General features: G+C 64.6%; 29 protein-coding genes. 10 read left to right on the top strand and 19 right to left on the bottom strand.

The window, feature by feature from the left end; genetic code table 11:
* Positions 1 to 41 precede the first annotated feature (41 nt).
* Complete coding sequence (locus QF092_RS11025) at positions 42 to 1,187, top strand: alpha-D-ribose 1-methylphosphonate 5-triphosphate diphosphatase (RefSeq protein WP_281463949.1); 1,146 nt, start codon at positions 42 to 44, stop codon at positions 1,185 to 1,187.
* Positions 1,188 to 1,196: 9 nt separating this feature from the next.
* On the opposite strand, the gene QF092_RS11030 is transcribed toward QF092_RS11025, so the two are convergent.
* The 8 genes from QF092_RS11030 to map all read right to left on the bottom strand — a co-directional run bounded on the left by QF092_RS11030 (position 1,197) and on the right by map (position 7,351).
* Positions 1,197 to 1,940 carry an anti-sigma factor family protein gene (locus QF092_RS11030; RefSeq protein WP_281463950.1) on the bottom strand — a complete coding sequence of 248 codons (744 nt, stop codon included), beginning with the start codon at positions 1,938 to 1,940 and terminating at the stop codon, positions 1,197 to 1,199.
* Positions 1,937 to 2,434, bottom strand: coding sequence for an RNA polymerase sigma factor (locus QF092_RS11035; RefSeq protein WP_281463951.1), 498 nt, complete (start codon positions 2,432 to 2,434; stop codon positions 1,937 to 1,939). Before QF092_RS11035 ends, QF092_RS11030 begins: the two co-directional genes overlap by 4 nt.
* Before the next feature lie 75 nt (positions 2,435 to 2,509).
* Positions 2,510 to 3,409: an ornithine cyclodeaminase family protein gene (locus QF092_RS11040; protein WP_281463952.1), complete on the bottom strand. Its 900-nt coding sequence runs from the start codon at positions 3,407 to 3,409 to the stop codon at positions 2,510 to 2,512.
* The gene (locus tag QF092_RS11045) at positions 3,406 to 4,029 is read right to left on the bottom strand and encodes an HAD-IA family hydrolase (protein ID WP_281463953.1); all 624 of its coding nucleotides are present in this window, start codon (positions 4,027 to 4,029) and stop codon (positions 3,406 to 3,408) included. The genes QF092_RS11040 and QF092_RS11045 overlap by 4 nt, the downstream gene beginning before the upstream one ends.
* The gene (locus QF092_RS11050; RefSeq protein WP_281463954.1) at positions 4,004 to 4,972 is read right to left on the bottom strand and encodes a DMT family transporter; all 969 of its coding nucleotides are present in this window, start codon (positions 4,970 to 4,972) and stop codon (positions 4,004 to 4,006) included. The genes QF092_RS11045 and QF092_RS11050 overlap by 26 nt, the downstream gene beginning before the upstream one ends.
* 67 nt (positions 4,973 to 5,039) lie before the next feature.
* The gene (locus QF092_RS11055) at positions 5,040 to 5,495 is read right to left on the bottom strand and encodes a YaiI/YqxD family protein (RefSeq protein WP_281463955.1); all 456 of its coding nucleotides are present in this window, start codon (positions 5,493 to 5,495) and stop codon (positions 5,040 to 5,042) included.
* A gap of 3 nt (positions 5,496 to 5,498) precedes the next feature.
* Positions 5,499 to 6,329 carry an S-formylglutathione hydrolase gene (fghA, locus tag QF092_RS11060; RefSeq protein ID WP_281463956.1) on the bottom strand — a complete coding sequence of 277 codons (831 nt, stop codon included), beginning with the start codon at positions 6,327 to 6,329 and terminating at the stop codon, positions 5,499 to 5,501.
* Positions 6,330 to 6,502: 173 nt separating this feature from the next.
* Positions 6,503 to 7,351, bottom strand: coding sequence for a type I methionyl aminopeptidase (gene map / locus QF092_RS11065; protein WP_281463957.1), 849 nt, complete (start codon positions 7,349 to 7,351; stop codon positions 6,503 to 6,505).
* 106 nt (positions 7,352 to 7,457) lie between these two features.
* On the opposite strand from map, the gene QF092_RS11070 reads away from it, so the two are divergent.
* From QF092_RS11070 to QF092_RS11080, 3 genes are read left to right on the top strand one after another with little or no spacing between them, the layout of a single operon-like run.
* Positions 7,458 to 8,177 carry a competence/damage-inducible protein A gene (locus QF092_RS11070; protein WP_281463958.1) on the top strand — a complete coding sequence of 240 codons (720 nt, stop codon included), beginning with the start codon at positions 7,458 to 7,460 and terminating at the stop codon, positions 8,175 to 8,177.
* The gene (locus tag QF092_RS11075) at positions 8,174 to 8,884 is read left to right on the top strand and encodes a GNAT family N-acetyltransferase (protein ID WP_281463959.1); all 711 of its coding nucleotides are present in this window, start codon (positions 8,174 to 8,176) and stop codon (positions 8,882 to 8,884) included. The genes QF092_RS11070 and QF092_RS11075 overlap by 4 nt, the downstream gene beginning before the upstream one ends.
* 22 nt (positions 8,885 to 8,906) lie before the next feature.
* Positions 8,907 to 9,926 carry an OmpA family protein gene (locus QF092_RS11080; protein ID WP_281463960.1) on the top strand — a complete coding sequence of 340 codons (1,020 nt, stop codon included), beginning with the start codon at positions 8,907 to 8,909 and terminating at the stop codon, positions 9,924 to 9,926.
* 50 nt (positions 9,927 to 9,976) lie between these two features.
* Here the strand turns inward: QF092_RS11080 and QF092_RS11085 are convergent, their stop codons facing one another.
* From QF092_RS11085 to QF092_RS11105, 5 genes are all read right to left on the bottom strand, one after another.
* Positions 9,977 to 10,882 carry a LysR family transcriptional regulator gene (locus tag QF092_RS11085; RefSeq protein ID WP_281463961.1) on the bottom strand — a complete coding sequence of 302 codons (906 nt, stop codon included), beginning with the start codon at positions 10,880 to 10,882 and terminating at the stop codon, positions 9,977 to 9,979.
* Positions 10,883 to 11,027: 145 nt separating this feature from the next.
* Positions 11,028 to 13,031, bottom strand: a complete 2,004-nt coding sequence (locus QF092_RS11090) for an oxidoreductase (protein ID WP_281463962.1) — start codon at positions 13,029 to 13,031, stop codon at positions 11,028 to 11,030.
* A 218-nt stretch (positions 13,032 to 13,249) separates the two neighbouring features.
* Positions 13,250 to 13,621: a hypothetical protein gene (locus QF092_RS11095; RefSeq protein WP_281463963.1), complete on the bottom strand. Its 372-nt coding sequence runs from the start codon at positions 13,619 to 13,621 to the stop codon at positions 13,250 to 13,252.
* A 25-nt stretch (positions 13,622 to 13,646) separates the two neighbouring features.
* Positions 13,647 to 14,420, bottom strand: coding sequence for a DUF6478 family protein (locus QF092_RS11100; protein WP_281469939.1), 774 nt, complete (start codon positions 14,418 to 14,420; stop codon positions 13,647 to 13,649).
* A 132-nt stretch (positions 14,421 to 14,552) separates the two neighbouring features.
* Complete coding sequence (locus QF092_RS11105; RefSeq protein ID WP_281463964.1) at positions 14,553 to 15,134, bottom strand: cation transport ATPase; 582 nt, start codon at positions 15,132 to 15,134, stop codon at positions 14,553 to 14,555.
* Between the two features lie 153 nt (positions 15,135 to 15,287).
* Here QF092_RS11105 and QF092_RS11110 point away from each other — a divergent pair, with 153 nt between their 5' ends.
* From QF092_RS11110 to QF092_RS11130, 5 genes are all read left to right on the top strand, one after another.
* A complete protein-coding gene (locus tag QF092_RS11110; protein ID WP_281463965.1) occupies positions 15,288 to 16,208 on the top strand; it encodes a peptidoglycan DD-metalloendopeptidase family protein in 921 nt (306 codons plus the stop codon).
* A gap of 4 nt (positions 16,209 to 16,212) precedes the next feature.
* Positions 16,213 to 16,662, top strand: a complete 450-nt coding sequence (locus tag QF092_RS11115; protein WP_281463966.1) for a GNAT family N-acetyltransferase — start codon at positions 16,213 to 16,215, stop codon at positions 16,660 to 16,662.
* Positions 16,663 to 16,897: 235 nt separating this feature from the next.
* On the top strand, positions 16,898 to 17,791 hold the full coding sequence (gene accD / locus QF092_RS11120; protein ID WP_281463967.1) for an acetyl-CoA carboxylase, carboxyltransferase subunit beta: 894 nt from the start codon (positions 16,898 to 16,900) through the stop codon (positions 17,789 to 17,791).
* Positions 17,792 to 17,828: 37 nt separating this feature from the next.
* A complete protein-coding gene (locus QF092_RS11125) occupies positions 17,829 to 19,064 on the top strand; it encodes a bifunctional folylpolyglutamate synthase/dihydrofolate synthase (RefSeq protein WP_420026540.1) in 1,236 nt (411 codons plus the stop codon).
* A 117-nt stretch (positions 19,065 to 19,181) separates the two neighbouring features.
* The gene (locus QF092_RS11130; RefSeq protein WP_281463969.1) at positions 19,182 to 19,850 is read left to right on the top strand and encodes an NYN domain-containing protein; all 669 of its coding nucleotides are present in this window, start codon (positions 19,182 to 19,184) and stop codon (positions 19,848 to 19,850) included.
* 8 nt (positions 19,851 to 19,858) lie between these two features.
* Here QF092_RS11130 and QF092_RS11135 read toward each other — a convergent pair whose 3' ends face one another.
* From QF092_RS11135 to QF092_RS11150, 4 genes are all read right to left on the bottom strand, one after another.
* Positions 19,859 to 20,473 carry a TetR/AcrR family transcriptional regulator gene (locus QF092_RS11135; RefSeq protein ID WP_281463970.1) on the bottom strand — a complete coding sequence of 205 codons (615 nt, stop codon included), beginning with the start codon at positions 20,471 to 20,473 and terminating at the stop codon, positions 19,859 to 19,861.
* Positions 20,474 to 20,523: 50 nt separating this feature from the next.
* On the bottom strand, positions 20,524 to 21,342 hold the full coding sequence (locus QF092_RS11140) for a C40 family peptidase (protein ID WP_281463971.1): 819 nt from the start codon (positions 21,340 to 21,342) through the stop codon (positions 20,524 to 20,526).
* Complete coding sequence (locus QF092_RS11145) at positions 21,342 to 22,724, bottom strand: leucyl aminopeptidase family protein (RefSeq protein ID WP_281469942.1); 1,383 nt, start codon at positions 22,722 to 22,724, stop codon at positions 21,342 to 21,344. The genes QF092_RS11140 and QF092_RS11145 overlap by 1 nt, the downstream gene beginning before the upstream one ends.
* Before the next feature lie 90 nt (positions 22,725 to 22,814).
* Positions 22,815 to 23,174: a hypothetical protein gene (locus QF092_RS11150; RefSeq protein ID WP_281463972.1), complete on the bottom strand. Its 360-nt coding sequence runs from the start codon at positions 23,172 to 23,174 to the stop codon at positions 22,815 to 22,817.
* 145 nt (positions 23,175 to 23,319) lie between these two features.
* Between QF092_RS11150 and QF092_RS11155 the strand changes: the two genes are divergently transcribed.
* The gene (locus QF092_RS11155; RefSeq protein ID WP_281463973.1) at positions 23,320 to 23,967 is read left to right on the top strand and encodes a carbonic anhydrase; all 648 of its coding nucleotides are present in this window, start codon (positions 23,320 to 23,322) and stop codon (positions 23,965 to 23,967) included.
* 180 nt (positions 23,968 to 24,147) lie between these two features.
* Here QF092_RS11155 and QF092_RS11160 read toward each other — a convergent pair whose 3' ends face one another.
* Complete coding sequence (locus tag QF092_RS11160) at positions 24,148 to 24,294, bottom strand: hypothetical protein (protein WP_281463974.1); 147 nt, start codon at positions 24,292 to 24,294, stop codon at positions 24,148 to 24,150.
* A 31-nt stretch (positions 24,295 to 24,325) separates the two neighbouring features.
* Positions 24,326 to 25,348 carry an aspartate-semialdehyde dehydrogenase gene (locus tag QF092_RS11165; protein ID WP_281469944.1) on the bottom strand — a complete coding sequence of 341 codons (1,023 nt, stop codon included), beginning with the start codon at positions 25,346 to 25,348 and terminating at the stop codon, positions 24,326 to 24,328.
* Between the last annotated feature and the right edge of the window lie 7 nt (positions 25,349 to 25,355).

Below are 25,355 nucleotides of genomic sequence, written 5' to 3' on the forward strand. Positions count from 1 at the left end.
GCCACCGGACCCAAATCCGCACCACAGGACCCTTCCGCACCATGACCGACGAAACGCTGCTTTCCAATGCCACGCTTGTCCTGCCCGATAGGGTGATTTCCGGCACGATCCGCCTGTCGGATGGCATCATCACCGATATCAGCGAAGGCCAAGGCATCCCGAAAGGCGCGATCGACTGCGGCGGCGATCTGGTGATGCCGGGCCTTATCGAACTGCATACCGACAACCTAGAACGCCATATCGAACCTCGCCCCAAGGTCGATTGGCCCCATGCCGCCGCGATCCTTGCGCATGATGCCGAACTTGCCTCCGTCGGCATCACCACCGTCTTCGATGCGCTGCGCGTCGGTTCCGTGGTATCGAACGCCAAGGCCAATTACGGCGAATATGCCCGTGCCTTGGCCGATGAAATCCTCGACCTTCGCGCAGGCCACGCCTTGCGCATCAGCCATTTCTTGCATCTGCGGGCCGAAGTCTGCTCCGAAACCTTGACCGAGGAATTGGCCAAGTTCGGCCCCGATGACCGGATCGGCATCGTCAGCCTGATGGACCATACTCCCGGCCAGCGCCAATTCCGCGACCTGACGCAATTGCGCAAATATGTCTGCGGCAAGCATGGCATTTCCGAAGCCGAATTCGAAATCCACGTCGCCACCCAGAAATCCCTCTCCGCCCGCCTTGGTGCCGAACACGAAGCCGCCGCAGTAGAGGCCGCCCGTCGCTATGGCGCCGTGCTGGCCAGCCATGACGATACCGATCCTGGCCATGTTGCCCGCTCGGCCACCCATGGCGCACATTTCGCCGAGTTCCCTACCACGGTTGAGGCAGCGCAAGCCTGCCGCACCCACGGCATCGCCATCATGATGGGTGCACCCAACCTGATCCGCGGCGGCAGCCATTCCGGCAATGTCGCGGCGCAGGCCTTGGCCGAAGACGGGCTTCTCGACATCCTATCGTCGGATTACGTGCCCTCGTCGCTGCTGACAGGGGCGCTGCAACTGGGCGATCTCTGGGGTGATATGGCGCGCGGCGTGGCCACCGTGACCGCCGCCCCCGCCGATGCGGCCGGCCTGCCAGACCGGGGCCGCCTTGCCATCGGCGCGCGGGCCGATGTGATCCGCGTCACCCGCATCGGCCCCGCCGCCGCCCTGCGCGGCGTCTGGGTCCGGGGCAACCGCGTGTCCTAGGATACCCGCTCACCGACCCCAAATCGTGGCAATGGCTGACGCTTCTTCCTCGGGCGTCAGCGCGCCCCCCGCGCCCCGCGCGCGCAGGAAGGGGCCAAGCCCCACATCTGCCGCGCCTCCGGTCATCACCTCATCCGCCGCCACCCCCGGATCAAGCACTTCCTGAAGCACCACCTCCACCTGCCAGCCGGCCGCATCGCCCCGCGCCGCCGTTTCCAGACAGACCAGCGCAAGCTCGATCTGCCCTAGCCGATCATCGATGACCTCTACCTCGCGGCAATGGCCGCCCCTGACCACGAAACTGGCCTGCACCCTCATCTCGCGCCCATCCGGCAGAACCGTGGCCACACCCGACGGCATCAGGTCCAGCGCCTCGGCCAAAGCCGATCCACCCACCACCGGGCCAAGGGCCAGCGTTGGCCCGTCATCATGCCGCAACAGAAAAACCGCCGCCGAAAGCGCCGCCGCCATGGCAAGCCCCGCCACCACCCCCACTGGACGCAACTGAAAGGGCAGGATCGCCGCCCGCGCCACCGCACCGTCGATCGTCGCCAGAATGGCATCTGGCACCCGCTCGCTCACGGGGGCACCAAAGGCATCGGCCAGCGCGGCATTCATCGCGAAAAGATCATCCACATGGGCCTGATCACCGGAATGTTCCGCCAGATGGAGCACAACAGCCGCGGCCTCGTCCGGCGACAACTCGCCATCCACAAAGGCGGCCAGTTCTTCCTTGTCCATCACCGTCGTCATGGACGCCTGCCCGACAAAAGGCACAGACGCGGCAAAAGCACCTCGCGCGCATGCGACAGACGGCTCATCACCGCGCCAACCGGCAAATCAAGCACATCTGCCGCCTCGCGATAGCTGAGGCCCTCGATCACCACCAGCGCCACCACCGCGCGCTGCACGTCGGGCAGATCGGCTATTGCCGCCCGCGTGCGGGCCTGACGCATCCGATCCTCCGGCAGGCTTGCATCCCGCTCTTCATCGCCCAGACCCACCGGGTCCGCATCATCGAACCGCCGCGCGCGACGGTGATCTTCGGCCCAAAGCCGCTGGATGATCCGATACATCCAGCTGTCCATCCGGGTTCCCGCGCGATAATGCACCAAATTGCGCAACGCCCTTTCGCAGGCCGCCTGCACAAGGTCATCGCCGTCCTGCCGATTGCCTGTCAAAGCATAGGCAAACCGGCGCAGCTTTGGCACCAGTGCCACAAGCTCGCGGCGGAAACGTTCGGTCATCGGCACATCCCTGGGTTGTCCGGTCATTTCGATAGGACGGCACCATTAGGGCAAGCTTTATTCCACATCCCCACCCTAAGCAGCGGCCCAAGCCTTCTGGATGTAGACAGCCGTCATCAAGTCAAGATGCGCGCCACCCCCATTCTTGGCGATAGTGATGTCCTGTGCAGACTGTCGGACATAGGCGGCCGGGGGGTCATAGTAATCCGCCAAAACATCGGCCTCGGTGATCGCGCCGGATTTCAAAGGGTCGATCAATTCGCCGATATGGTGCAGCGTCGTGGCCCGTGCATCGACGAAAACCCGCGCCCGCGCCATCGCCGCATCATCCACTTCGCGCATTCCCGGCTTATAGGCCCCGATCAAATCCAGATGCTGGCCGGGCTGCAACCATTCGCCCTTGATCAGGGGCGCGGTCGCCATCGTCGCTGTGCAAATCACATCCGCCGCTTTCACCGCCGCCTCAAGATCATCCGCCACAGGCAGGCCCATCGCCTCGGCACTGGCGCGCGTCCGGCTCCAGACCGTGAATTCCGCCTGCGGGAAAAGGGCCGAATAGGCTTCCACCATCGACTGCGCCACCTTCCCCGCCCCCACCAGCAGGAACCGCCGCGCATCCTTCCGCGCCAGACGGCTCGCCGCCAGCAGGCTATCGCCTGCCGTCTTCCATTTGGTGACAAGGTGGAAATCCACCAGCCCCGTCAATTCCCCCGTCACATCGTCAAACAACGTGACCGCACCATTCACCGTGGGTTTGCCCCGCGCCGCATTCCCCGGCACCACCGTCGCCACCTTGACCAATGCCCCCAAACCATCGATCCATGTCGCCCGATCAAGGACCGTGTCCCCACCGCGATAGACGAACAGGTCCTTGATATCGGGCTTGGGCAAACGATGCCCCGCTTCAAAGGCCTGAAGCAGCCCTTGCCATGTCAGCACCCGCTCCGCCTCAAACGGCACGAAATTCAGTGTCACAGCCCCGCCTCCGCCTTGTTCAGCAGCCCCACCGCGACCAAGCGCATCGCCCAACCTTCCCAGCCCTCGAAAAGATGGGTCTGCCAGCCCCGCGCCGCCGCAGCAGCAATATTCTCTGCCCGGTCATCGGTAAAGATCAGCCGCCCCGGCGCAACCCCGCTTTCCGCCTCCAAGGCGGCATAGATCGCCGGATCGGGCTTCATCACCCCCATCCGCCCGCTGACCCATGCCCTGTCAAATTCCGCCAAAAAGGGCAAACGTTCCACCGCCGCATCGAACGTCTCACGCCCGAAATTCGTCAGCGCCAGCACAGGGATGCCCTTCGCCTTCAAGGCCCGCATCACATGGATCGACCCATCAATCGGCGGATGCGCAATGTCAAACCACCGCTCCCGCCACATCCGGATTTCCGGGGCCCAATCGGGATGTGCCTCGGCCAACCCCTCGACAGATGCGGCGAAAGGGGCACCCAGATCGACGCCCTCATTCATCCCCACCAGATCGACTTCGGCGAACAGCCGCCTGCGCCGCGCCTCTCCGATCACGCTGTCGTAAAACCGCTCCGGCTGCCACTCCAAGAGCACATTGCCGATATCAAAGACCACCGCTTCTGGGATCACCCGTCACATCCTTCTTGCGCCGCACCGTCTCGCGCCAAAGCGTATAAAGGCCCGCCCCGCAGATCAGCGCAATGCCGAAGGCCGCCGTAAGGTCAGGATAGGTGCCAAAGATCACCACCCCCCAGAAAATCGCCAATGGCATCGCGGCATATTCAAAGGGCGCCACCAGCGCCGCCTCCAGCATCCGATAGGCTTGGCTCACCATCAGCCCGCCAATCGCCACCGACAGTCCCGTGGCCAAAAACCAAGGCCAATCCTGCATAGGCGGCCAGACCCAAGTGCGGAACAAAAACGCCAGCGACGCATCCGAAGACCCGGCCAGATGCCCATCCCCCACCACCAGCCCCATAGAGGTGGACACTACAATGAACCCACATTGCACATAGAAGGACAGCGTCATCGCGCTTTCCGTATCCTTCATCCGCCGCGTCATCATATGGCTGGAGGCATAGCAGAAGGCCGATATCAGAACGAGGATCGCCGCAGGCTGAATCACCCCCGCCCCCGGTCGCAACATGACCAGAACACCCAGCATCCCCACGGCCACCGCCGCCCATCGCCTTGGCCCCACCGCCTCACCCAGCACGATCACCGAAAGGACGGTCACCAGCAGGGGCGACACAAAGGCGATGGCCACCGCATCCGCCAAAGGTAGCGCTGCCAGACCAAGAAAATAGGTCACATTCGACACCATGACGAACCCGACCCGGATCAGATGGTCCTTGCCGCGCCGCGTCAGAATCTGCCGAAACCCCGTGCCGGAAAAATGCATCAATCCCAGCAGAAAGATCATCCCGATCCCCGCCCGGATCAGGATCACCTGATGCAGCGCATAATCGCCCGACAGGAACTTGATCGCCACGTCATTGACCGACAGCATCGCGCTGCCGCCAATCGCCAGAAGGATGCCGGTCAACGTGGCCCGGCTTGAAATATCGGTCATGATGGCGGCAGGAAACGCCCGCCGCCCCGCGAAATCTGTTCCCGCCGCGACATGGGCATGACGAATGTCACCCGCCCGCGACAGCCGCCCGCATCACCCGTTCCAGTGCCTCAAGGAAGCGCGATCTGTCCGCTTTGGAAAAGGGCCGCCCGCCACCCTGACGGAACGGGTCCGCGCTGCGCAGATCGGCCATCAGATCGCGCGTGGCCAGGACATTGCCGATATTGCGATCAGTCAGCACTTCGCCGTTATGCTTCACCACCACCGCGCCGCCCGCGATCACGCGCGCCGCCAAGGGAATATCCCCCGTCACCACCACATCGCCCGCCCCGGCCTGATCCGCGATCCACTTATCCGCCTCATCCGGCCCCGATGCCACGAAAACGCTTTCCACCAAGGGATTGGCACTCGGCCTGATCCCGCCATTGGAAACCACGATCATCCGCACCCGATGCCGCACCGCCACGCGCTCGCATTCCTCCTTCACGGGGCAGGCATCGGCATCGACAAACAGCCGCGCCACGCCCTAGCCCAGCAAGGCCTGCGCATGGAAGGCAACATGCTCTTCCATGAAGGTCGACACGAAGAAATAGCTGTGGTCATACCCCTTCTGCATGCGGAACGCGCCGCCCTGCCGCCGGGCCGCCATCGCCTCGGCAAGGGCCTCGGGCTTCAGCAGATCAAGAAACTGATCCGCCGTCCCCTGATCAATCAGCATCGGCCCATCAAACCCATAGCGCCGCATCATCAGCGTCGCGTCATAGCCCGCCCATGCCGTCTCATCCGCGCCCAGATAGGCGGTGAACTGCTTGCGCCCCCAATCGCTTGCCACTGGATTGGCAATCGGCGCAAAAGCCGAAACCGACCGGAACCGCCCCGGAAAGCTCATCGCGATGGTCAGGGCGCCATGCCCGCCCATCGAATGGCCCGTGATCGCCTGCGCCGCCTCGGCCAAGGGGAAGGCGGAAAACAGCACATTCGGCAATTCATCCGTGATGTAATCCCACATCTGAAAATGCTGCGCCCATGGCTCTTCCGACGCGTTCACATAGAACCCCGCCCCCTGCCCAAGGTCATAGGCCGGATCGTTCGGCACCCCGTCCCCGCGCGGCGAAGTATCGGGGAAAACCAGCGCAATCCCCGCCTCGGCAGCCCAACGCTGCGCCCCCGCCTTCACCATCGCATTCTCATGCGTGCAGGTCAGCCCCGACAGGAACCACAACAACGGCACAGGCCCATCTTCGGCCTGTTCGGGCAAGAACAGCCCAAAGGTCATGTCGCAATCGCAGATGCCCGACGGGTGGGTATAGACCCCCTGCACACCCCCGAAGGCCCGGCTTTCCGATACGGTCTTCATCGCTCACCTCGCATTGTCAGGGCAAAGCTTTCACGCCCCCGGGACGGATGCAACCGTCGAGGGCGAAGTCTGACGCAGACTTCGCAACGATTTCTGCACGCAGAAATCCGCCCCACGGCCCGGTCCCGGAATTTGCGTCAAATTCCGGCGCAGTTTGTGCGTCACAAACTGCCTTACTGCGTTGGATGGAACTTCCCCGCAGGCGAGGCGGTAAAGATCTGACAGCCCGTGGCCGTCACGCCAACCGAATGCTCGAACTGCGCCGACAACGATTTATCCCGCGTGATCGCAGTCCAATCATCGGCCAGAACCTTCGTCTCGGGCCGCCCCAGATTCACCATCGGTTCGATGGTGAAGAACATCCCTTCTTCCAGCACAGGCCCGCTGCCCGCCCGTCCGTAATGCAGCACATTGGGCGGCGCGTGGAACACGCGGCCCAGCCCATGGCCACAGAAATCACGCACCACGCTCATCCGCTGCGCCTCGACATAGGACTGGATCGCATGGCCGATATCGCCAAAGGTATTCCCCGGCTTGACCGCCGCAATCCCGCGCATCAGCGCCTCATACGTGACATTGATCAGGCGCTGGGCAAAGGGCTTTGCCGTCCCCGCCACATACATCCGGCTCGAATCGCCGAACCAGCCATCCACCACCACGGTGACATCCACGTTTAAAATGTCCTGCGCCTGCAACACATCGCTGCTGCGCCCCGGAATCTTCGCCCCCGGAATGCCATGGCAGACCACATGGTTCACGCTGATGCAGGAGGCATGACGATAGCCCTTATAGCCGATCGTCGCCGAAACCACGCCGCGCCGCGTCACCTCTTCGGTGATGAAGGCATCGATCTCTCCGGTCGTCGCCCCCGGCACGACCAAAGGGCCGACCATATCCAATATCTCGGCCGCCACGCGGCCCGCCTCGGCCATGCCTGCGAAATCCGCATCCTCATAGATGCGGATACCGTCCTTCGTGATGCGCCCGCGCGTCTCGTCCACTTGCCGAACTTCCTTTTGCATGACCGCCTAGATAGTCAATGCCGTCCGCAAAGGCCAGACCTGCCCCCTTTGAAACGGCCCTCCTGCGCCCTATACCCCACCCACCCATGATGAACGGAGCAGCGACATGCCCAATCCCACCGCAGCCATGCTGGTGATCGGCGATGAAATCCTCTCGGGCCGCACCCGTGATTCGAACATGCATCACCTCGCCCAACGCCTGACCGAACATGGCATCCGCCTGATGGAGGCGCGCGTGGTGGCCGACGATCACGAGGCTATCATCGCCGCCGTCAACGATCTGCGCGCGCGGCACGACCATCTTTTCACCTCCGGCGGCATCGGCCCCACCCATGATGACATCACCGCCGAGGCCATCGCCGCCGCCTTCGCCACGCCCATCACCCACCGCGCCGATGCCATGGCCCTCCTTCAGGCGCATTATGACCGTGCCGGTCTGCCCTTCAACGAGGCCCGCCAGCGCATGGCCCGCATTCCCGATGGCGCAACCCTGATCGACAATCCGATCTCCACCGCCCCCGGCTTCACGCTTGGCAATGTCCATGTCATGGCGGGCGTGCCTTCGATCTTCGAGGCGATGCTCGCGGGCATCCTGCCTACCCTGACGGGCGGCGCGCCGCTTTTGTCGCAATCCCACCGCGTCAATCGTGGGGAAGGCGAAATTGCGGGCGACTTCGCGGCACTCGCCGCCGAATTCCCCGATCTGACGATGGGCAGCTATCCCTTCAACACCAACGGCGTCTACGGCACCAACCTTGTCATCCGTGGCACCGATCCCGCCCGCATCGACGCTGCCATGACCCGCCTTTGCGCGCTTTTCCCATGACGCCCGACCTTCTCGCAGAGGTGGCCGAGGCGACATGGCCACCCGCCGCCATTCATCGCCATGGCCCGTGGCTGATCCGCGAAGGACAAGGCGGGGGCCAGCGCGTCTCTGCCGCCTCTGCGGCAGGCGACTGGACGCCGGACGATATCCCGCAGGCCGAAACCGCGATGGCCGCTCTTGGGCAATCCCCCCTCTTCGTTCTTTACCCGCAAGATGCGGCCCTTGACGCGGCCCTCGCCGCCCGCGGCTATGCCTATCACGACCCCGTCGTCGCCTATGCCGCCCCCACCGCCGCGCTCGCCGATCCGCCCCCCGAATTCCTGACCAGCTTTCCGCATTGGCCCCCCCTCGCCGTGGCGGCTCAGCTCTGGGCTGAAGGGGGAATCGGTCCCGATCGCCTTGCGGTCATGAACCGTGTGCAAGGCCCGAAAACCGCCATCCTTGGCCGCACCGGTGACCGCGCCGCTGGCATTGCCTTCACGGCAATCCATCGGAATATTGCAATGCTTCACGCATTAGAGGTTGCCCCTGATCAGCGCCGAAAAGGTTGCGCACACAATATCTTGCGGGCCGCCGCCCTTTGGGCACGGGATCATGGCGCCACCACCCTCGCCCTTCTGGTGACTGAGCGGAACGCCGCCGCCCGCGCGCTCTATGCTTCCCTGAATTTCGCCGCTGTGGGACAGTATCACTATCGAAGGCGATAAGCCCCCGCAGAAGGCCGAGCAGTTGAGTCCACCGCGCCCGCACCACTCGTCACGGCTTTGCCGCCGTGTCGCCTTGCCCGCCCTGCTGCTGGCGCTGCTGCCCCTTCCCGGCATGGTGCAGGCCCTTGATCTGCAATTCCCGGCCCCCGCCACCGCCTCTGGCGAACGGCGTGAGGCGCTCACCTCCTACAGCGTGCCCGTCGGACCATGGCAAGGCGGGGCCATCCCCGCGACCGCCACCGAAGGCGTTTTCGACCAAACCGCATGGAAGATCGCGGCACCGGGTCTGACCACGCTGCAAATCCTTGCGCCTTTGCGCGATCAGATCGCCACTGCGGGGTTCGAAACAGTCTTCGAATGCGAAACCACCGCCTGTGGCGGCTTCGATTTCCGCTATGGCACCGATATCCTTCCCGAACCCCAGATGCATGTGGACCTTGGCGATTTCCGCTTTCTCGCCGCCCATCGCGATGGCCCGCAGGGGGACGATTGGCTGACCCTGATGGTTAGCCGCTCTGCCGATACGGGCTTTGTGCAGTTGACGACCATTGGCCCCGCCCCGCTGGGATCGCCAGACCTGACCGTGTCGACGAAATCACCCTTCGACCCGTCCATCGCGCCCGATGCGGCACAGACGCCCACCACCCAAATCGCAGCTGAACCACCCTCACCCATGGTTGCCGCGCTTACCGCAGGCCAGCCCTTTGCACTGGATGACCTGATCTTCCCCTCTGGCAAAGCGACGCTGACCGCAGGCGATTACCCCTCGCTTCAGGCGCTTGCCGAATGGCTGGCCGCCAACCCCACCGCATCGGTGGAACTCGTCGGCCATACCGATGCCTCCGGTCCTGCTGACGCCAATATCGCCCTGTCGCTCGCGCGCGCCGATGCCACCCGCACCGCACTGGTCGCGCTTGGCACCGATTCCGCACGCCTTGCCACGCGCGGGGCAGGCCCCGCCGAACCCCGCGCCACCAACGCAACGCCCGAAGGCCGCGCGCAAAACAGACGGGTCGAAGTCATCCTGACCTCGACCCGCTGAACTCCCCCAGGAGTATCGGCCCCCCGCCCAGTGGGAGGCCGGCGATTGCATCACCAGTTGTCGGGTCCCTTGTCGATCAACTGCTTGGCCAGAAAATCGATGAAGGCCCGCACCTTGGGCTGCGTGAACCGCCCCGGCGGATATACCGCATAGATACCCAGCGTTTCGGTCGGAAGGCCCGGAATGGCCTCTTCCACCAGCCCCTGCCGCATCGCATCGGCATAAAGGAAGGACGGCAGATAAGCGATGCCCAGCCCCGAAATCGCAGCATTCAACAGCGACTGCCCATCATTCACCGTCAGCCAGCCAACCGACCGCACCTGACGCTTTTCCCCCGATGGCGCGGTGATCTTCCACACATTGCCATTGGCTTGATTCGAATAATGCAACAGCTTGTGGTCGTTCAGATCGTCGATCTTCAACGGCCGCCCATAGCGCTGGAAATAAGATGGCGAGGCGATCATCCGCTTCGTCGTCTCGGTCAGTTTGCGGGCGCGAAGCGAGGAATCCTCCAACTCCCCCACCCGGATCGCCATGTCAAAGCCTTCGCTGATCAGCTCGACATAGCGATTGTTCAAAACCATGTTCACCGTGATCTCGGGATATTCCAGCAGGAAATCCCCAAGGATCGGCGACAGCAGGTTCACCCCGAAATCCGTGGCAACGCTGATGCGCAGCAGGCCCGACGGGGCCGATTGCATGGATGTGACAAGGGCATCCGCCTCGCCCGCATCGTTCAGGACACGGCGCGCGCGATCGTAATAGGCAAGGCCAATTTCAGTGGGCGACACCCGGCGCGTCGTCCGGTTCAAAAGGCGGGCCCCCAAGCGCGCCTCCAGAGCCGACACATGTTTTGACACGGCGGATTTCGAAATCCCCATTTTCTTGGCCGCATCGGTAAATCCGCCCTGATCCACCACAGTGGCAAAGGCTTCCATCTCCGTAAGTCGGTCCATTGTTGTCCTCTGGCAAGCTATGAGGTCGTGTGACAGAGGATTGACCGCGAATTCAGGCAGGATCGGGGCGCGGACGGGGCCGATCCGGGGTTTTCATAGGGATCGTTGAAGGCAAGGAAACATAAAACCCCCGCGCGCCCGCCCCTTAAAGCCGCGCCGCCAGCCTTGCGCCTTGGTCAATCGCCCGCTTTGCATCCAATTCGGCGGCCACATCCGCCCCCCCGATGACATGCGCCGCAATCCCCGCCGCCGCCAAGGCATCGGCCAGCCCGCGCGCCGGTTCCTGCCCGGCACAAAGAACCACCGAATCGACCTCGATCACCTCTTCCGCCCCATCGCGCAGCACCACCAGCCCCGCATCCGTGATCCGGCGATAGCTCACCCCGCCGATCATCTTCACCCCTTTCGCCGCCAAGGCCGCGCGGTGAATCCAGCCCGTCGTCTTGCCCAATCCGCGCCCCGGCTTCTCGGCCTTGCGCTGCAACAGCCACACCTCGCGCGCAGGGGGTTCCGGCTGGGCCGCGACCAGCCCGCCGCGCACCTCGGCCGGATCGCCCACCCCCCATTCCCGCCGCCACAGCGCCGGGTCCAGCGTGGGCGATACCCCCCGATGCACCAGATATTCAGCCACATCGAACCCGATGCCGCCTGCGCCCACCACGGCCACCCGCCGCCCCACCGGCGCACCGTTCAGCACATCGATATAGCCCAGCGCACGGTCCTGCCCTTCGATCCCCGGATCGCGCGGGGTCACGCCCGTCGCCACCACCACCTCGTCGAACACGCGAAGGTCTTCGACCGCCACCTCGGCGCCCAGCCGCAACTCCACCCCCGCCCGCGCGATCCGCGCCGCGAACCAGCGGACAAGGCCGTGGAACTCTTCCTTCCCCGGCACCTGCTTGGCCAGGTTCAACTGTCCCCCGATCCGGTCCGCCCGATCAAACAGCGTGACGCGATGCCCCCGCTCTGCCGCCACCGCCGCCGCCATCAGGCCCGCAGGCCCCGCCCCGACCACGGCCACTGCTTTGGGAACCGCAGCATGGTCATAGGTCAGTTCCACCTCATGGCAGGCGCGCGGGTTCACAAGGCAACTCGTCAGCTTGCCGCTGAACGTATGGTCCAGACAGGCCTGATTGCAGGCGATGCAAGGCGCGATCTCATCGGCCCGCCCGGTCGCAGCCTTGGCCACGAATTCGGCATCCGCCAGAAAGGGCCGCGCCATGCTGACCATATCGGCCATGCCATCGGCCAAGAGTTTCTCCGCCACCTCCGGCGTATTGATCCGGTTTGATGTGATAACTGGGATCGACACCTCCCCCCGCAGCCGCCCGGTCAGATGGGCAAAGGCCGCGCGCGGCACTGAAGTCGCAATCGTCGGCACCCTTGCCTCGTGCCAGCCGATCCCCGTGTTCAGGATGGTCGCCCCCGCCGCCTCAACCGCCCGCGCCAAAAGGGCAACCTCGTCCCAAGTGCTGCCATCCGGCACCAGATCAATCAGGCTGATGCGGTAGATCAGGATGAAGTCTTCCCCCACCGCCGCCCGCACCCGCCGCACCACGTCCACCGGCAAACGCATCCGGTTTGCGTAACTTCCGCCCCATTCATCGGTTCGGCGGTTGGTATGGGCGACAAGGAACTGGTTCAGGAAATAGCCCTCGCTCCCCATCACCTCGACGCCGTCATAGCCCGCGTCGCGTGCACGAACGGCCGCCGTCACGATATCGGCGATCTGCTTCTCGATCCCCGCCGCATCCAATTCGCGCGGGGCAAAGGGGGAAATGGGCGACCGGATGGCCGAAGGCGCCACGCAATCCTTGCCATAGGCATAGCGTCCCGCATGCAGGATCTGCATCGCGATCCGCCCGCCCGCCTCATGCACCCGGTCCGTCACCACCCGATGATTGGCAATATCCTGCGCCGAATAAAGGCCCGCCGCGCCGGGAAAAACCCCGCCCTCGGCGTTGGGGGCCATGCCCCCCGTTACCATCAGGCCCACCCCCCCCCGCGCCCGCGCGGCATAGAACTCAGCCACGCGGTTCCAATCCCCGCGCTCCTCCAGCCCGGTATGCATCGATCCCATCAGCACACGGTTCGGCAGCACCACAGACCCAAGGTCCAGCGGCGAAAGCAGGTTCGGATAATCGGTCATGGCTCAGGTCCTCCGGCCCGCGACACTGCCGCAGCCCCGCGTCCCTGTCACGACAGACGCAACGTCATGGGCGGAAAGCTGTCCCATCCAAAGAAGACGCAGCGCAACTCCGTCACGCGACGACCGAAGAAACCCTGCATTTTCTGTCTTCAAATATCCTCTGAGGGTCCGAAGGGGGCAAAGCGCGCCCGGTCCGACGCCAGCCGCAGGCGCGGCGCCTACCCCAATGTCTCCACGCAATGCCGCCGGAAGGCCCGCTTCAGCATGTCCAACTCCGCCCGCAGAAGATCGATCTCCGCCCGCAGGTCATCCTCCATCGCCACCCCGGTGATGATGGTGAAATGTTGCAAAGTCTCACCCGTCGCCTTGTCGCGGATCAGAAAGGTCTGCACTCCTTCCGAAAGCGTCTCCACCGGCACCGGCACCCGTACAGCCCACTCGCCGGGCCGGTCCGGGATCGGCGTGACCTGCACGCCCGCCACCTCGGCCTCCTGATGGCGCACCTCAAGCGCTGGGCTGGCGCTGCCTGACAGAACCCCTTCCCAGACGCCCGCCCTTATCCGTGTCCGCGTCAGCCTTGCCCCATCCATCACCACGCCCTCACAACTCGGCCCCTCAAAGATCAGCTCTGGGTCGACGGCTCACCGTCACATCCCGCAGGATGATCTGGTTCATCTCCGGCCCTTCGAAGATCAGGTCGATCCACAGCTTCTCGATCCGCTTCTCGTTGATCTTGGTATAGGTCAGATCAAATTCCACCATCACCTCTTCCGCGCCAAGCGGCAGTTCCAGCACCATCTGCTCCACATTGGGGCCGTGCTTCACATTCAACCGGGCAAAGATTTCCAGCGGCTTTTCCAACTCCACGATCACATCCAGCCGGATCAGATGGCGCAGCTTCAACCCTCGCGCAGCATCCTCTGGCAGATCAACGACCAGCGACAGGAAAGACCCGTCAAACCGGAACACGTCCATCCGGAACCCAAAGGGTGCCACGTCGCTTTCCCGCGTATTGCGGATCTGCCGCACGGTCAGCTCGCTCAAACGGCAATCGTGAAAAACCGTCGCGCCATCGCAAAACAGCATCCTGTTGGGCACCGCCGCCTGCCCCGGCACAGGCATCGGCCCCCGCCACAGATCGGGGCGCCACGCCCAATCCGTGCCCAAGGGCTTGCGAAAGGCGTTGGACCCGATCACCGGCAGGGCAAGCCGATGCTCTGCCTGATGGATCACCCGATCCAGATGCCGCCGCATGGCCCGCGCCTGCCCGCGCCAGCCGCGCAAATCCTCCAGACCGGCGGCAGGTGCCGCCTCGGCAAGCTCTTCCCACCGCCGCAGCACACGGCGCTGCAACAGACTGTCCAGAACTCCGTCCAGTTTCCCACCCATATCCGTCCCGAACCGAACCGTACCACACCACGCCGCGCCATACCGACGCGACACCCCTATCTATTGCGTGAATGGCCGCGCCGCGCCACTCTATTTCGCGTCAAATACGACAGTTCCCCCGCCAATCGGTTTTCAACCCGCCGGCCCCTGATTGGCCCGCCGCAAAGCCCCGACTGCCGCCTCGACCAAAGCGCGCCCTTTCCCCTCGGGCAAGGCCTGTCCTTCCGGGCCAGAGGCCGACACCGTCACCAACCGTCCCCTTATGCCGGTGACCGCGCGCCAATAATCCCCGACCGCAGCGTCGCGCACATGCAAAAGAAAGGCATCCCCTTCTCCCACAGCCGACAAGACCGATATATCGCCCGCTCGTCCTCGACGGCTCAGCGCCGCGCGCCCTTCGGCCGAGGTGAAATAGGCCGCCAAACCCGCGCCCCCCGCCGCCATCGCCCCGGCTGACCCCGCAGGCCCGACCGACAGGGTCAGAACCGCAGGATCTGCTCCGCTCGTGGCCGTGCAGCGCCCCATAAGGACCACGGCGGAATCGTCGCTGCGCCGTCCCACGCCCGGGGCCAGACAATATCCCGCGGGTGCCGCCGCTACGATAGCGCCATCCAGCAAGGCCGCCGACCGTGGCCCCGCACCGTTGGTGACACAAGCCGCCAACAACAGCAGGCCTGCCAGCCCCGCCACGCTGCGCCCCCAACGATCCTGCACCCGGTTTCCTCTCCACATTGCCAACTCGCCCGCCCCCGTTCACAAACACGCGCTTGGATAACGCCCGTCCCGCCCTCCGTCCACCACCTCTGCCCGCCCATTGCATCGGAACGGTCAACGCGCTTCACTCACGCCAGCAGATCACAGGATTCCATGACCCCTCCCCCCTCATCCCCGGATGCACCGCTCCACGCGGTCGCCATAGCCCTCGCAGGCCAAACCGACCTCTACACCGCCCTGCGCCGCGCCGTCGCCGCGCAAGGCACAGCCCCGCCCATTCCCGACCTGATTGCCGCCTGCGATCCGGCCACCGCCACCCGCCTTGCCGCCGTGGATGCAGGCCTTCTCGCCGCCATCGCCCGCAAGGCCGCCACCGGAACCGCCATTCCCCATGCCGCGCAAGTCCGGGCCACACTCGCCGCCCTCAGTCCGCACCCGCTCTTCCTTCCCGATCCGGCCAAGGGCGCAACCATGGCGCTCCCCACGACAGGGGAAAGGCCCGACATGCCCGCCTTCTCGGATCCCGCCTTCGACCCTTGGTTCAGCGACCATCAATCCAACGGCATCCGCTACGGCCTTGGCCTTTATTCGGAAAATCGCACCGTCTACGCCTCGGCCCAATTCGCCGATGCCGCAAGCCCTGAACGCCGCACCATCCATCTCGGCATCGATGTCTTCGCCCCTGCGGGAACCCCGGTGCATGCTCCCCTGCCGGGCAGGGTGAAACTGCTCACCTACAATGCCGACCCGTTGGATTACGGCCATACCCTGATCCTCGAACACGATCTCGGCGGCACCCGCTTTTTCACCCTCTACGGGCATCTCGCCGCCACCCTTCCCAGCCTTCACCCCACGGGAAAAGTCGCCGCCGGCCAGATCATCGCCCATCTGGGCAATTGGCCCGAAAACGGCGGCTGGGCGCCACATCTCCATGTCCAGATCATCACCGACCTTCTCGCCACGAATGGCAATTTCTTCGGCGTCGGCCATGCCAGCCTGATGGACATCTGGTCCGAGATCAGCCCCGATGCCAATCTCCTCCTGCGCCTTCCCACCCATAGCTTCTCGGTCTGACCCCATGCCCGCCACGATCCGCCTCGCCACACCCGAAGACCACGCCCTCTGGCTGCCTTTGTTCGAAGGCTATGCCGCCTTCTACAAAACGCCCCTCACCCCCCAGACCGCCGCCACGGTCTGGGACTGGATTCACGATCCCGAAAACCCCTTCTGGTGCGCGCTGGCCTTCGGGCCGGATGGCCGCCCGCTTGGTCTTGCGCAATATCAGCTGATGCACCGCTCCTTAGGCGGCTCCATGGTCTGCTACCTCTCCGACCTCTTCACCACGCCCGACGCCCGGGGCCAGGGCATCGGCCGCGCCCTGATCGACCATGTCCGCGCCTTCGCCCGCGAAAAGGGCCTGCCGAACGTCCGCTGGCTCACCGCCGAAGACAACGCAACCGCCCGCCAACTCTATGATACCTACGCCCCCCGCACCCCCTTCATCCTCTATTCCATCCCCACCACCTGACCCTTCATCTTGGCCCCAAATACTCTCAGGGGGTGAGGCCGAAGGCCGAGGGGGCGGAACGCCCCCTGACGCAAAGGCGAAGCGCGGCACGCGCGCAGCCCAAGGGAAAGTCGTGCGGCGGCACGCCGCTCCGCCAGATCACCGCCCGACACTCCAAGCGCCGATTGCAATTCCCACCCCCCCGGCTTATCTCTGCCACCCAACCGACGGACCCGCGCATAAAGGCCAAGCCCGCATGAACTGGATCTCCAACTACGTCCGCCCCAAGATCAACTCGCTCTTTTCGCGCCGCGAAGTGCCGGAAAATCTTTGGACGAAGTGCCCCGAATGCGGGACCATGCTCTTCCACCGCGAACTCGCCGCCAATCTGAACGTCTGCACCTCCTGCGACCATCACATGGCGATTAGCCCGCGCGACCGCTTCACCGCCCTCTTCGACGGCGGCATCTTCACCGAGGTGAAGGTCCCCGAACCCGTCACCGACCCGCTCCATTTCCGCGATCAGAAGAAATACCCCGAACGGCTCAAGACCGCGCAAAAGACGACGGGCGAGAAAGAGGCGATGCTCGTCGCCGAAGGCGAAATCGCCAAGACCTCCATCGTCGCCGTCGCACAGGATTTCTCCTTCATGGCGGGTTCCATGGGGATGTATGTCGGCAATGCCATCCTCGCCGCAGCTGACCGCGCGGTGAAAACCAAACGCCCCCTCGTCCTCTTCTCCGCCGCCGGTGGCGCACGGATGCAAGAGGGGATTCTCTCGCTCATGCAGATGCCCCGCACCACCGTGGCCGTGCAGATGCTGAAAGAGGCCCGCCTTCCCTATATCGTCGTCCTCACCCATCCCACTACGGGCGGCGTGACGGCCTCCTATGCCATGCTGGGCGATGTGCAAATCGCCGAACCCAACGCACTCATCTGCTTTGCAGGCCCCCGTGTCATCGAACAGACGATCCGCGAAAAGCTGCCCGAAGGCTTCCAGCGCGCTGAATACCTGCTCGATCACGGCATGCTCGACCGTGTCACCCATCGCAAGGCGCTGCGTGAAGAATTGGTCACGATCCTCCGGATGCTCACGAACCAGCCCCCGGCGATCAAGGGCGAACTGACTGTCCAGCCCGCCGAAGCCTGACGTGACCACGCTTCGCTCTGACGCCATCCTCGACCGGATGATGACCCTGCACCCCAAGGTCATCGACCTCACGCTCGACCGTGTCCATCGCCTGCTCGGCCTCTTGGGCAACCCCGAACGCGCGATCCCTCCCGCGATCCATATCGCCGGGACCAATGGCAAGGGCAGCACGCAGGCCATGATCCGCGCCGGCCTTGAACAGGCAGGGAAAAGGGTCCACGCCTATACATCGCCGCACCTTGCGCGCTTCCATGAACGCATCCGCCTTGCGGGCCGCCTGATCGAAGAACCCGCCCTCGCCGCGCTCCTTGATGAATGCGTGGCCAAGAACGGCCCGGATGAGATCACCTTCTTCGAAATCACCACCTGCGCCGCCTTCCTCGCCTTCGCCCGCACGCCCGCCGACTGGACGCTGCTCGAAGTTGGCCTTGGCGGCAGGCTGGATGCCACCAACGTCATCACGCCCCGCCTATCGATCATCACCCCCGTCTCAATGGACCATGAATCCTTCCTCGGCGACACGCTGGCCAAGATCGCGGGCGAAAAGGCAGGCATCATCAAGCGTGGCATCCCCGTCATCCTCGGCCCCCAGACGGAGGAAGGTCTCCAGGTGATGGAAACCACCGCCGCCCGGCTCGGCGCGCCGATCCTCGCCCATGGCCAGCACTGGCAGGTGTGGGAGGAACGCGGACGCCTGATCTATCAGGATGAGAACGGCCTTCTCGACCTGCCGCTTCCCAACCTCCCTGGCCCGCATCAGATCCAGAACGCCGGTGCCGCCCTCACCGCGCTCCGTTTCTTGGGCCATGACGAGGCGGCATGCGAGGCCGCCGTCACCCGCGCCGAATGGCCCGCCCGGATGCAGCGCCTGCGCCACGGCCCCCTGATCGACGCCGCGCCCAAGGCCGAACTTTGGCTCGACGGCGGCCATAACCCCGCCGGGGGCGAAGCCGTCGCCGCAACGCTCGGCCGCATGCCCGAACGCGAAACGCATCTGATATGCGGCATGCTGAACACAAAGGACGTGACGGGCTACATGCGCCCCCTCGCCCCCCATGTCGCGCGCCTCTATGCCGTCTCGATCCCCGGCGAAAAGAACACCCTCCCTGCCGAAGCAACACGTGACGCAGCGCAAAGCACCGGGATGCACGCCACCACCGCGCCCAGCGTGGCCGAAGCCGTCGCCACAATCGCGGCTGAAAACCCCGAAGCGCGCATCCTCATCTGCGGCTCCCTCTACCTCGCAGGCGCGATCCTGCGGGAAAATGGCTGACCGCCAGCAAAGCACCACCCTCGCCGGAAATAATTTACCCTATGCGCCGCAGTCGCCCAACTGGTGCCGCAATCAAGGCCATGTTCTTAGGGCACAGCTTGTTACGGTTCCATTTGCATGACAGCCTTTTCTCCCGTCGCTAGCCAGACCAAGGCCCGCGTGGCCGTTTTCATCGACGGCGACCACATTCCCCCGTCCTATCGCGGAACCATCGCGGTCGAAGCCGCCAAACTCGGTGACCCGGTCTCACTACAGCTTTTCTGCGATCTCTCGCTACGGCCAGACTGGGCCACGGAAACCGGGATCGACGTCACCCATTGCAAGGGCCGCCCCGGCAAGAACAGTGCCGACATGTCGCTTTGCATCGCCGCTCTCGACCTCGCCTATCGCGGTCTGGCCAGCGCTTTTCTGGTCGCCTCGAATGACCGGGATTTCGAACCACTGATCCGGCACCTGCACCGGATGGGCTTCACTGCCAGCCAGATCAAAAGCCCAGCTCCGCCGCCTACAGTCCAGCCTGCCGAACCCAAGCCAACCACGGCAGCCTCTACCGCGCCGAAGAAACCCGCAAGCAAGCCACTTCTGGACATGGTCCGAACCGCGATCAAGGAACACGGTGGGGCCGATGGCATAACCCTAGGTGCCCTCAATCCACTGCTTCATCGTCAAGGCGTCAGCATTTCGAAAGAACCGGAAAAGAATTGGCGCGCATGGCTACGCGCAAGGCCCGCGCATTTCATATGCGATCCCAAAGGCCCTCAGGCCAAGGTCCGCCTCAAGGCCTGAAGGCCCCCTCACACCCCATACCGCGCCATGAACATTGCCACCGCGCCATCTACCACCCGCGCCACATCGCTTGGGGCGGCCTCAGAGATGCCGAAGATCGCCTTGTCATGCAGCCCAGCCTTGCACAGCTGCGCGAACTGGTCCGCCGCCAAGTCCAGATCATCGATCCGCACCTCGCCCCGCGCCACAGCCTTTTCCAGAAACCGCATCAGCCGCGCCCGCACCAGCTCTGGCCCGCTCTCATAGAACGCCGCGCCCAGCGCCGGGAAACGGTCGCTTTCCGCCACGCACATCCGGAACATTCGCTGCCCGAAATCCGATTGGGCAAAGGCCACGATCCGCTCGCCCGCCATCCGCAAGGCCTGCGCCACCGGGATATCCTCCCCGATCAGCGCCTCGGCCTCATCCGCCGCGCGGCGGCATTCGGCCTTGGCCACCTCCATGAACAAAAGCCGCTTGTCGGGGAAATAGCTGTAAAGCGTGGCCTTGCTTACCCCCGCCGCACGGGCGATGTCATCGACCGATGCGCCTTCGAACCCGTCGCGCAAAAAGATGTCCCGCGCCCCGGCCAGCACCTGATCGAACTTGCGACCGCGCCGGATCGTCTGGCCTTCCTCGCCCATCCATCCACCCCTTCAAGGACCGCGACCATAGACCGCCGCCGCAAACAGCGTCAAACCCGCCGCCGCGCCGTCACATCCCCACCACCCTGCGCCGCAATCCGCGCCATGGCCGCCTCCAGCCCTTCGATCCGCACATCCATGCTCTGCCCGTTGGCATGGATGATCCGCGCCTCATCCACCATCAGCGCCACATGCCCCTTCCAGAACACCAGATCCCCCCGCCGCAGCGCCACGCCCGGGGCGACCTCCGCCCCCATGGCAGCCTGCATGTCGCTATCCCCCGGAAAGGCCCGCCCACAGGCAAGAAACGCCCCCTGCACCAGCCCCGAACAATCGATCCCCGCCGCGCTATTGCCGCCCCAAAGGTAAGGTGCCCCCAGAAAAAGCTCTGCCACCGCCACGGGGTCGTGAAAATGGTCCCCGATCCGGCGCAGATGCATGGCCGGAACAAAGCCCCCCGCCACCTCGGCCCATTTCGCATCGCCCCCCGTCACCGCCAACCGCGCCCCAAAGGGCAGCGCCGCGCGCTCCCGCGCCTGAACCCGCGGCTCGGGGTAAAGATGCGTCCCGCGCACCGCCACCCAATGCGTCGCCATCACCTCAGGCCCGACCTGCGCCTCGGCCAGCCATCCGCAATAGCCATCCTTCCCCATCTGCACAAAGGCATGGCCCCCATGCCGCTCCACCACGACCAGCGGTTCACCAAGGACAACCTGCCGATCCCGCGCCCCCCCCGGCGTGGCGCAAAGATCGGCCAGCGGCACCGCCACCGTCCCCACCTCACCCGCGACAAAGACCTCCGCCGCCACGCGCCCCCGCAGCGCCTCCAGCGCCACGCGGCCCGAAAACGGGGTCAGCCGCCGATCCATCACAGCCCCAGCATCCCCGGCAACCCGCAAAGCATCGCCCGCGCCCCCTGCCCGACACCCCCCTTGGGCCGTGCAGGCGCCTCGGTCGGCGTATGGCCATAGATGTCGAAATGCACATAGCGCGGATGATCCGCGAACCGCCGCAGAAACAGCGCCGCCGTGATCGACCCGGCAAAGCCAAAGCCGGGCGCATTGTCGAGGTCCGCAATCCCCGGCTCAATCACGCTTTCATAGGCGTCATGGAAAGGCAGCCGCCAGACCGGATCGCAGCCCTCTGCCGCCCCCGCCTCCAACGCCGCCACCACCCCGGCATCGTCGCAATAATAGGGCGCAAGGTCCGGCCCCACCGCCACCCGCGCCGCCCCGGTCAGCGTCGCCATCGACACCAAAAGGTCACTCGGCTCCTCCGCCGCCCAAGCCAGCGCATCGCCAAGGATCAACCGCCCCTCGGCATCGGTGTCATTCACCTCTACCGTCAATCCCTTGCGGCTTGTCAGAATATCCTTCGGCTTCAACGCATTTCCGGAAACCACATTCTCCACCGCCGGAACGATCACCCGCAGCCGCACAGGCAGGCCCAACTCCATGATCATCTGCGCCAGCCCCATCACGGTGGCCGCCCCGCCCATGTCCTTCTTCATCAGGTTCATGCCGCTTGACGGTTTCAGGTTCAGGCCCCCGGTGTCGAAACACACCCCCTTGCCCACCAGCGTCAAAGCCGGCCCCTCCGAACCCCACCGCATCTCCATGATCCGTGGGGCGCGGGGGCTGGCCCGCCCGACCGCATGCACCATGGGAAACCCCTGCTCCAGCAAGTCATCCCCCCGCACCACAGCCACCGCCGCGCCATGCCGTCCGGCCAGCGCGACAAATTCCGCCTCCAACTCGCCTGGCCCCATGTCCTGTGCCGGGGTGTTGATCAGATCGCGCGTCAAAAACTCACCCCGCGCCATGGCGATCATACGCTCCGCATCCACCCCATCAGGGCAAACCAGCCGCGCCTCCGGCCCCTTCGCCTTGCGATAGCGCCCGAACCGATAGCCCGCCAGCAGCCAGCCCAGCGCTACCTCCGTCCGTTCCGCTGGCGTCAGTTCTCCCTCGATCCGCCACGCTCCCGCAGGCAAACCCGCCAGCGCCTTCACCACGCCGAACCGCCGCCGCCGCCGCGCGCTGGCGGTGCCAAAGCCCGCCACTGCGCCCAGAACCGCCCCTTCCGGCCCCGGCAAAAGCCGCAACTCTCCCAGATCGCCCTTGAAGCCCGTCGCCGCCAGCCATGCCGCCGCCCCCGCACCCAAACGCCCGCCAAGATCGGCCAGCCCCTCCGGCGACACGATGTGCAAAGGCAGCGCCTCTGCGCCTGCATCGGCAAAGGCGGGGGTCAACAGGGGATAGTCGGCTTCGGCCATGGGGCAGGTTCCTTCGGATCGCATCCCCGCGACCCTACACCCCGCCCCGCGCCCCGCAACCCCCCTTCAGGCCCGGACCAAGGATTGCTCTGCCACCCGCATGAGCCGCGCCCAGACCGCCGAAAAGGCCGTCGCATCCCCGCGCAGCAAAACCTCGCGCGCGTCCGACGCCACAAGGGCAAGGCTCACCATGCCCACCCCCGCGGCCAACGCCTCCATCCGCTTCAGGCTGCGCGGCAGGGATCCCAGCTCATGCCGATCCACCTGCGCCGCCATCACCGTGACCGCGATGGCCAACTCGCCCACCGCGCGGGTCACCAGCTTTGCCCCCGGATCCGGCCCAAGCCGGTCGAAGATCGCAAGGATCGCCGCCTCGTTTTCATCCACCCGCTCGCGCAGGTGCAGTTGCACCACACTCTCGGACATTCCACCCCCAGGGAACCTGTCACACCCGGTGAAAGCATGAATCGTGCCGCTGAACGAAAGGTTGCTGCGCGGCGCAATAAACATTCGAATTTTCATCATCCTCGGCCTAGGCACAGGGCCAATATCCTGTAGAAGGAATGCTGCCATGCATCAGTCCCGCCCCCTTCCCGCCTATCTTATCAGCCGCTTTCACGGCTGGCGCGCCACCACCTATCAGGACAACAAGGCCTGGTATCGCCGCCTCGCCGAAAGCGGGCAGCATCCGCGCGCCATGGTCATCTCCTGCTGCGACAGCCGGGTCCATGTGACCTCCATTTTCGGCGCGGATGAGGGTGAATTTTTCATCCACCGCAACATCGCCAACCTCGTGCCGCCCTATAATCCCGATGGCGAATATCACGGCACCTCGGCGGCTGTGGAATATGCCGTCACCTCGCTCGGCGTTGCCCATATCGTGGTCTTGGGCCATTCCAATTGCGGCGGCGTCAAAGGCTGCCATGATATGTGTTCGGGCCATGCCCCCGCGCTTGAAGAAAAATCCTCCTTCGTCGGCCGCTGGATGGATATCCTTCGCCCCGGCTATGACCGCGTGCGCAGCACGAACGCCGAAAACCCGCTCCGCGCGCTGGAAAAAGAAGCCGTCCTTGTCAGCCTTGAAAACCTGATGACCTTCCCCTTCGTCCGCGCCGCCGTCGAAGATGACCGCCTTACCCTCCACGGCCTCTGGACGGATACGGGCGAAGGCGGGCTGGAACAGTTCGACCCCGCGCGGGGCGGCTTCGTGCCTGTCTGAAAACCGACAGCCCCCTTCATCTTGGCGGCAAATACTCTCGGCGGGTGGATGGCCGCGCGGGCAGAGGGGGCGAAGCGCCCCGTCACCCCAAGAAGCCGCGGCACGCCGCTCCGCCTGCCAAGGCGGATGACACCAATACAAAAGCCGATGATCCAGCCCGCCCTCCGTCGACAGGGCGGGTCATGTCGACTGACCCAAGATCCCCTGCCACCTCGCCACAAAGCCCGCCGCGAACAGGTTGATCTGGCTGTCGTCGACCGCCACCGCCCCCGCGATTCGCGCCTCAAGCCACTTCGCAAGACAGGCCAAAAGAAAAGGCCCCGCCAAAGCGGGGCCTTCCCTCCATAATCCGAACCGCTCAGCCCTTTTTCAGGCAGCGACTTCCCAGAACTTCCGCGATCTGCACCGCATTCAGCGCGGCCCCTTTGCGCAGGTTGTCAGACACGCACCACAGGTTCAGCCCGTTCTCGATCGTGCTGTCCTGCCGGATGCGGCTGATATAGGTCGCATATTCGCCCACGCATTCGATCGGGGTGATATAGCCACCTGCCTCGCGCTTATCGACAACCAGCACACCGGGCGCCTCGCGCAGAATGTCGGTCGCCTCTTCCCAGTCGAGGAAATCCTCGAACTCGATATTGATCGCCTCCGAATGGCCCACGAAAACCGGCACCCGCACGCAGGTCGCCGTCACCTTGATCTTGGGATCAAGGATCTTCTTCGTCTCCGCCACCATCTTCCACTCTTCCTTGGTCTCACCCGAGTCCAGGAACACGTCGATATGCGGGATCACGTTAAAGGCAATCTGCTTGGGATAGACCTTCGGCTCCACTTCCTGACCAGGCACGAAAATGCCCTTGGTCTGGTTCCAAAGCTCGTCCATCGCCTCCTTGCCGGTGCCCGACACGGATTGATAGGTGGCCACCACCACCCGCTTGATCCGCGCCCGGTCATGCAGCGGCTTCAACGCCACCACCATCTGCGCGGTCGAACAATTCGGGTTCGCAATGATGTTCTTGTTCTTGTAGCGGACCACGTCATCGGCGTTCACTTCCGGCACGATCAGCGGGATCTCCGGGTCATAGCGATAGAGCGACGAGTTATCGATCACCACACAGCCCGATGCCGCCGCCTTTGGCGCATAGACCTTCGTCGCGTCCGACCCGATGGCGAACAGCGCGATATCCCAGCCGGTGAAATCGAAGGTGTCCAGATCCTGCGTCTTCAAAGTTCGGTCGCCGAAGCTGACTTCCGTACCCAGCGATTTGCGCGACGCCAGCGCCGCGATTTCATCGACGGGAAACTCGCGTTCCGCGAGGATGTTCAGCATTTCCTTGCCAACGTTACCCGTGGCACCGACGACTACGACCTTGTAGCCCATCATCGAT

The organism is Fuscovulum ytuae (genome assembly GCF_029953595.1).
GTDB lineage: Bacteria > Pseudomonadota > Alphaproteobacteria > Rhodobacterales > Rhodobacteraceae > Paragemmobacter > Paragemmobacter ytuae.

Excerpts from the sequence above, each read along its gene's own strand:
- QF092_RS11025 (WP_281463949.1), top strand. The coding sequence starts at position 42 with ATGACCGACGAAACGCTGCTTTCCAATGCCACGCTTGTCCTGCCCGAT.
- QF092_RS11030 (WP_281463950.1), bottom strand. The coding sequence starts at position 1,940 with ATGACGACGGTGATGGACAAGGAAGAACTGGCCGCCTTTGTGGATGGC.
- QF092_RS11035 (WP_281463951.1), bottom strand. The coding sequence starts at position 2,434 with ATGACCGAACGTTTCCGCCGCGAGCTTGTGGCACTGGTGCCAAAGCTG.
- QF092_RS11050 (WP_281463954.1), bottom strand. The coding sequence starts at position 4,972 with ATGACCGATATTTCAAGCCGGGCCACGTTGACCGGCATCCTTCTGGCG.
- fghA (WP_281463956.1), bottom strand. The coding sequence starts at position 6,329 with ATGAAGACCGTATCGGAAAGCCGGGCCTTCGGGGGTGTGCAGGGGGTC.
- map (WP_281463957.1), bottom strand. The coding sequence starts at position 7,351 with ATGCAAAAGGAAGTTCGGCAAGTGGACGAGACGCGCGGGCGCATCACG.
- QF092_RS11070 (WP_281463958.1), top strand. The coding sequence starts at position 7,458 with ATGCCCAATCCCACCGCAGCCATGCTGGTGATCGGCGATGAAATCCTC.
- QF092_RS11075 (WP_281463959.1), top strand. The coding sequence starts at position 8,174 with ATGACGCCCGACCTTCTCGCAGAGGTGGCCGAGGCGACATGGCCACCC.
- QF092_RS11085 (WP_281463961.1), bottom strand. The coding sequence starts at position 10,882 with ATGGACCGACTTACGGAGATGGAAGCCTTTGCCACTGTGGTGGATCAG.
- QF092_RS11090 (WP_281463962.1), bottom strand. The coding sequence starts at position 13,031 with ATGACCGATTATCCGAACCTGCTTTCGCCGCTGGACCTTGGGTCTGTG.
- QF092_RS11095 (WP_281463963.1), bottom strand. The coding sequence starts at position 13,621 with ATGGATGGGGCAAGGCTGACGCGGACACGGATAAGGGCGGGCGTCTGG.
- QF092_RS11100 (WP_281469939.1), bottom strand. The coding sequence starts at position 14,420 with ATGGGTGGGAAACTGGACGGAGTTCTGGACAGTCTGTTGCAGCGCCGT.
- QF092_RS11110 (WP_281463965.1), top strand. The coding sequence starts at position 15,288 with ATGACCCCTCCCCCCTCATCCCCGGATGCACCGCTCCACGCGGTCGCC.
- QF092_RS11115 (WP_281463966.1), top strand. The coding sequence starts at position 16,213 with ATGCCCGCCACGATCCGCCTCGCCACACCCGAAGACCACGCCCTCTGG.
- accD (WP_281463967.1), top strand. The coding sequence starts at position 16,898 with ATGAACTGGATCTCCAACTACGTCCGCCCCAAGATCAACTCGCTCTTT.
- QF092_RS11125 (WP_420026540.1), top strand. The coding sequence starts at position 17,829 with ATGATGACCCTGCACCCCAAGGTCATCGACCTCACGCTCGACCGTGTC.
- QF092_RS11130 (WP_281463969.1), top strand. The coding sequence starts at position 19,182 with ATGACAGCCTTTTCTCCCGTCGCTAGCCAGACCAAGGCCCGCGTGGCC.
- QF092_RS11135 (WP_281463970.1), bottom strand. The coding sequence starts at position 20,473 with ATGGGCGAGGAAGGCCAGACGATCCGGCGCGGTCGCAAGTTCGATCAG.
- QF092_RS11140 (WP_281463971.1), bottom strand. The coding sequence starts at position 21,342 with ATGGATCGGCGGCTGACCCCGTTTTCGGGCCGCGTGGCGCTGGAGGCG.
- QF092_RS11150 (WP_281463972.1), bottom strand. The coding sequence starts at position 23,174 with ATGTCCGAGAGTGTGGTGCAACTGCACCTGCGCGAGCGGGTGGATGAA.
- QF092_RS11155 (WP_281463973.1), top strand. The coding sequence starts at position 23,320 with ATGCATCAGTCCCGCCCCCTTCCCGCCTATCTTATCAGCCGCTTTCAC.
- QF092_RS11165 (WP_281469944.1), bottom strand. The coding sequence starts at position 25,348 with ATGGGCTACAAGGTCGTAGTCGTCGGTGCCACGGGTAACGTTGGCAAG.